The organism is Caldimonas taiwanensis NBRC 104434, assembly GCF_001592165.1.
In the GTDB taxonomy this organism is placed as follows: domain Bacteria; phylum Pseudomonadota; class Gammaproteobacteria; order Burkholderiales; family Burkholderiaceae_C; genus Caldimonas; species Caldimonas manganoxidans.
Window position 1 is genome coordinate 1 of record NZ_BCWK01000042.1, and the last position, 4716, is coordinate 4716.

Consider the following 4716-nt stretch of genomic DNA (forward strand, 5'->3'; position numbering starts at 1 on the left):
ATACGGCACCTCCACGGCCAGCACCAGGGCCGGCGGCAGCGGTTCGAGTGGCGGCTCCTCGAGGCGTGGTGGGGTGGGCGTGAGCACGGTCTGGCCCATGCCGAAGACGTCCTCCACCGCTTCGATGCGCCATTCGGCCGCGCCCAGCGCGCCGGTGTCGATGCCGGTCACGCGCACGACCATGCGCTCGATGCCCAGCCGTGGCCAGTGCAGCAGGAACACCTCGCCCGGCAACGGCGCACGCTCCAGCGTGTCGCGTGCCACGGTCAGGCTCATCCGGGCCAGCGGCGAGCCCAGGGCGCGCAGGTCGCGCAAGGCCAGCCGCGCGGCCAGCGGCCCGTGGTTCACGCCCGGATAGTCGCGGCGCTGGTTGATGACGCCGCCTTGCAACTGGATGGCGGCGAGGTTCTGCACGGAGACGGTCGCCTCACCTCCTGTGGCCCAGTCGGTGTAGACCACGGTGATCTCGTTGGGGAGTTCCCCCCACTGCGCGCGCTCGAAGCGCTCCACGCGCACGATCTCGTCGGGGCCCAGGAGCGGCAGGCTATCGATCCAGTAGTCGTCGCGCAGCAGTTTCAGCTCGAACGTGCCTTGCTCCGGGTCGGTGTAGAGGATGCCGCCGATGTGGTCGAGCACCTGGGCGATGAAGCTCTCGATGGGCTGCTGGCGGGTCCAGATCAGATTGAGGCCGAAGCCTTCGCTCGACAGCGCCCACGCCGCGTTCCAGAAACTCCAGCCGATGCTGCTCTGCGGATAGCCCATGCCCCAGTGCGGGTCGGTCAGGCACTGCACCAGGATGTGGGCCGGGTTCATACCGACGCTGATCTCGCGCGCCTCAATCTCATCCCAGGTGCGGACTTCAGCGTTCCACGCCATCCACGGCGTATCGAACCACCCCGCCGTGAAGCGCCGCACGCGCACGGCCCAGGGTTTGATGTAGGGGTTGTTGGCCGCGAACAGGATCTTGCGTGCCACCAAGGACAGCACACCCCGGAAGGCCGGAATGGAGGGCCCCAGGCGGCTCATCAGGTAGTCGTTGCGCTCCTGACCGGCATGGCCCGGGAGCACATCGATGGTGCCGACCACGCCGCCTTCGCGCTCGTCGCCGCCAAACAGCGCGGGCTTGTCGATCCAGAGGCTGGCGAGCCCGTGGCCGCTTGCGAGCGGCGCGCGGTCGGCATCCCCCCACGCGGTACGCTCGCCCATCTGGATTTCCTGCACCGCATCGACCGGCCCCTGGCACAGCACCAGATGCAGGCCCATGCGGTAGCGGTAGCCGACGGTTTGCTTCTTGCTGCGGCCACCCATCAGCCGTGCTCCCCTTGGCTGGATCGATGGCGGGCGTGCTCGACCACGCGAAGCGCCATCGCATCACCCGTGGCGAGCAAGACCTCGGCATCCACCCCTTCACGCAGGAAGGCGCGAAAGTCCAGGCCCTGCCGCGCAAACCAGGTGCGCGTGCCGTGCACGCACAGGCCCGCGGCGCGCACGTGGGCGATGGTGACGAGGACGTCGCTGCTCATTTCTTGCCGCCTTTCTTCTTGATCGGTTCGGCTTCCAGGTCGCCGTACCAGACGACGTTGGCGCCCCGGATGAGCACAGAGCCGAAGACGACGGGAATGGGCCGGCCTTCTTCGGCCGTGGGGGCATCGATGTCGGACAGCGACGCCGGCTTGGGCTCGGGCGGTTTCGGCGCGAGCGCGACCGAAACCAGCGCCGCCACCACGATGACGACGAGGTACCACATGGCGATCTCTCCAGGGATTCAGAACACGCCGGTCGAGAACGGGTTTTTGCTCGGGATGAACGGGAAGCCGCCGTAGTTGTCGAGGTTGCCGAAGCGCGACGCGCACGTGGCCGTGCTGTGGTCGCAGCCCACCGTCAGCAGCACCTCGGTGCCGGGCTCGATGGTCGTGGGATAGAGCAACTCGACGCCGCCGCCCGTTTCACTCACGATCATGTGGCGCGCACCTTCCGGGGTTTGCAGCCAGCCACCGGCCAGGCCGCCGCTGACGCTGCCGGGCACGCCGCCGTCGAGATCGACGCTGCGCCCCGTGCTGTTGCTCACGATGGCGCTGGCCGTGATCGGTGTCGCCCCGCAGGCCGCCGAATACAGCACGTGGGAACACGTGCGGCTGTAGAGCCGCCGCAAGCCGATGCGCTTGAGACTGACCTGCGCGGACTCGCAGCGCACGCGCGCCGCATCGTCCGCCACTTCGACGCCCAGCACCCGGCCCATCCAGCGCGTGCCGGCGATCCACCAGGTGTCGCTCAATGGGTCGCGCCGGGCGATGCGCAGGGTAACAGAGGTAGCCTCCCCGGTCAGCGAAGCCGCCAGCAGATGCCGCACCAGATCACAGTTCGGCGGCAGCTTGAGTTCCAGCGCGGATTTGGCGGCCTCGGCACCCAGCGCGAGTTCGTTGCGCTCGATGGGCGTACTCACGTACACCGTACCGCCCAGATCGACGTCGAACTCGTGCGGGGTCAGGTGGAACTGCGCGCTGTTGCTGGCGAAGGCGTAGAGCTCGACTTCGGCAAGTGTCGTTGTGCTCATGGTCAGTAACCGACATAGAGGACGCGGTCATTGCCGCGCGGATGCGGCAGTTGACACGCGGTGATGGGCATCTCGACCAGCGTGGGCGTGTGCCAGTAAAGATCGACGGCGTCGTGGTCGAGGCGGCAGCGCGCAAGCCGCACCACGCGGCTGCCGGCGGGCACCGGCACGTCCAGCCCCGAGCGCAGCACCAGCACGCCGCCCGCATCGCGATGGGCCGTGGCCGTGAGCGCGTGCTGGCGCGTGCCGTCCGGGTGCAGGATCAGCGCGGCGGCGGGGCGGTGCCAGAAGGCCGAGATCTCCTCGCCCGTCACCCGCAGGAAGCCATCATCGGGGTCAGCCTCTGCCGTCACCCGCAGCACCGGCGCCAGCCCATCGGGCAGCCAGAAGGCTTCCAGGCGGCCTTGCGTACGCCACAACCGCGCGCGCCAGCGTTCGATCTCCTCTGCGCCGGCCGCCAGATAGCGCCGCTGGAACGTCGTCGTCGGCCACGGGTCATCGCGGCGCGCCCACGGCTCGGCGGGCGAGAGGTCTTGCCGGGTGAGCGCGGCCTGCGCGGTGGCGGCCGGATCCTCGCGCCAGTTGCCGTCGGGCCAGACCGGCAGGCCGTCGAGCATGGGATCGTCGAGCAGGTCCATGTCCGGCATCGCCGGCAGCGTGAGGCTGGCTGTCACGCGGCCGCCGGCCACGCCGGGCACCCACTGCGCCAGATCGGCCGCCTCCAGCGCCCGGCCCCACACCAGCGGCAGGACTGCCGCGCCTGCCGGCACCGCGCGCGCCAGCGGCGCATCCAGCCAGAGCAGGTCCGGCTCCACTTCGGAGATTGCCACCACCTGCCAGCCATCGGCGGCGATCACCAGCGCCTGCGGCATGGCGGTGTCCACGCGCGCAAGGCCGAAGTCTGTCAGGCGCAGCTCTGCCGTCGGCGGCTCCCACCAGGCCGCGTCGAACGCCGTCACGGCCAGCGCCTCATCCCCCGCCTGCGCCGGCTGCACGAGCGCGCACGCCCGCTGCGGCAGCGGCCACAGCGCCAGTTGCCCGAGATGGTCGGCCAGCCAGTCGGCCACCAGCGCATCGCTGGCGCGTCCGTGGCCCACGTGGTAGGTCAGCGTACGGCGCGGCGCCAGGCGCAGCGCCTGCCGCGCCTCGTTGCCGCTGGCCAGCCGCGCGACGGCCGTCTGCCACTGCAAGCGCTCGATGAGCGGTTCGGCCCAGTCGTGGCGGAAGGCAAACACCCCGCGCGGGGCGTCCGGCCAGGGCGCATCGCCGAAGGCATCCATGCCGGTGGCAACGATGGCGCTGGATGCCGTGTCGCGGCGCAACACTTCAACCAGGAAAGCTGGCGCATTAACGGGCGGAATCGGCGCAGCCAGCGATTCCGCCAGCAGTATTGCGGCCCGATCGGGCGGCCAGGGCGAGGCGGCCGTCTCCAGCGTGAAGTCAGCCGCGGCCGCACCGAAGGCCGCCCGGGCGAGCACTTCGCCACGCAAGGCGGCCAGCCCGCCGCCTGCAACCGGCGCGCTGCTGAGCTCTACCCGCTGCTCGGCGACGGTGCGCTCGGTCATGCCGACTCCACGCCGAACTCAGCCGCGTTGAAGACGGCTTCCGTCCACTGCACGTTGCCGTTCGGGTTGCGCTCGAACAGCGCCGTGTGCCAGGCCAGTTGCTCTTGCAGGACAAGGCTGGAACTGACGGCGATCTGCGTGCCGCTCTTGACCAAGCCCTTGACGCTGCCCAGACCGGCATCGGTCTTGCGCGCCAGCAGCGTCACCTGCACGCCGTGGATGGCGGGCGTGGCCATCGCCGGCAGCGGCGCGATGTCGAAGCTCTGGCGCAGGCCGGCCGCATCCGCGCGGATGCCGCTGGCCTCATCGCCGTCGCTCACCGCAGCCCAAGCGCTGGATGCGCCTTCGACCGTCCACTGGTTCAGTGCCCCGTCGGCCTGGGGCTGGAGCGCATCGACCCGAACGTCGCCGAGGAAGTTGTTGTTGATCGTGCCGCTGGTGTCGGCGAGGTACAGGTCGTCCACATCGACGGTGACCGGGCAGGATTGGCCCGGCACGCTGCCTGCGAAGGCGGTGAGCAGCGGCCCGCCGCCCTGGGTGGTGTTCTGCGCCGACAGGGTGATCGCGAGCACGCCGTTGAGGCGCACGTTCAACGTA

Annotated in this window: 5 protein-coding genes and 1 pseudogene; all 6 read right to left on the minus strand. The window is 70.1% G+C overall.

Annotated elements, in window-relative coordinates; translation table 11 throughout:
* Nucleotides 1–1308 (minus strand): phage tail protein (locus tag CTA01S_RS15675; RefSeq protein ID WP_198150903.1); only part of this gene is annotated, 1308 nt, incomplete at its 3' end.
* Entirely contained in the window at nucleotides 1308–1523 is a 216-nt protein-coding gene (locus tag CTA01S_RS15680) for a hypothetical protein (RefSeq protein WP_062196798.1), read from the minus strand. The genes CTA01S_RS15675 and CTA01S_RS15680, both read right to left, overlap by 1 nt.
* Complete coding sequence (locus tag CTA01S_RS15685; protein WP_062196799.1) at nucleotides 1520–1747, minus strand: hypothetical protein; 228 nt, start codon at nucleotides 1745–1747, stop codon at nucleotides 1520–1522. The genes CTA01S_RS15680 and CTA01S_RS15685 overlap by 4 nt, the downstream gene beginning before the upstream one ends.
* A gap of 18 nt (nucleotides 1748–1765) precedes the next feature.
* On the minus strand, nucleotides 1766–2554 hold the full coding sequence (locus CTA01S_RS15690) for a DUF2163 domain-containing protein (protein WP_062196800.1): 789 nt from the start codon (nucleotides 2552–2554) through the stop codon (nucleotides 1766–1768).
* Between the two features lie 2 nt (nucleotides 2555–2556).
* Nucleotides 2557–4119 carry a hypothetical protein gene (locus tag CTA01S_RS15695; protein WP_062196801.1) on the minus strand — a complete coding sequence of 521 codons (1563 nt, stop codon included), beginning with the start codon at nucleotides 4117–4119 and terminating at the stop codon, nucleotides 2557–2559.
* Nucleotides 4116–4716 (minus strand): annotated as a pseudogene (locus tag CTA01S_RS15700) (hypothetical protein); the annotation flags it as partial. The pseudogene CTA01S_RS15700 and the gene CTA01S_RS15695, both read right to left, overlap by 4 nt.

Coding starts and splice junctions, on each gene's coding strand:
- CTA01S_RS15690 (WP_062196800.1), bottom strand. CDS start 2,554: ATGAGCACAACGACACTTGCCGAAGTCGAGCTCTACGCCTTCGCCAGC.
- CTA01S_RS15680 (WP_062196798.1), bottom strand. CDS start 1,523: ATGAGCAGCGACGTCCTCGTCACCATCGCCCACGTGCGCGCCGCGGGC.
- CTA01S_RS15695 (WP_062196801.1), bottom strand. CDS start 4,119: ATGACCGAGCGCACCGTCGCCGAGCAGCGGGTAGAGCTCAGCAGCGCG.
- CTA01S_RS15685 (WP_062196799.1), bottom strand. CDS start 1,747: ATGTGGTACCTCGTCGTCATCGTGGTGGCGGCGCTGGTTTCGGTCGCG.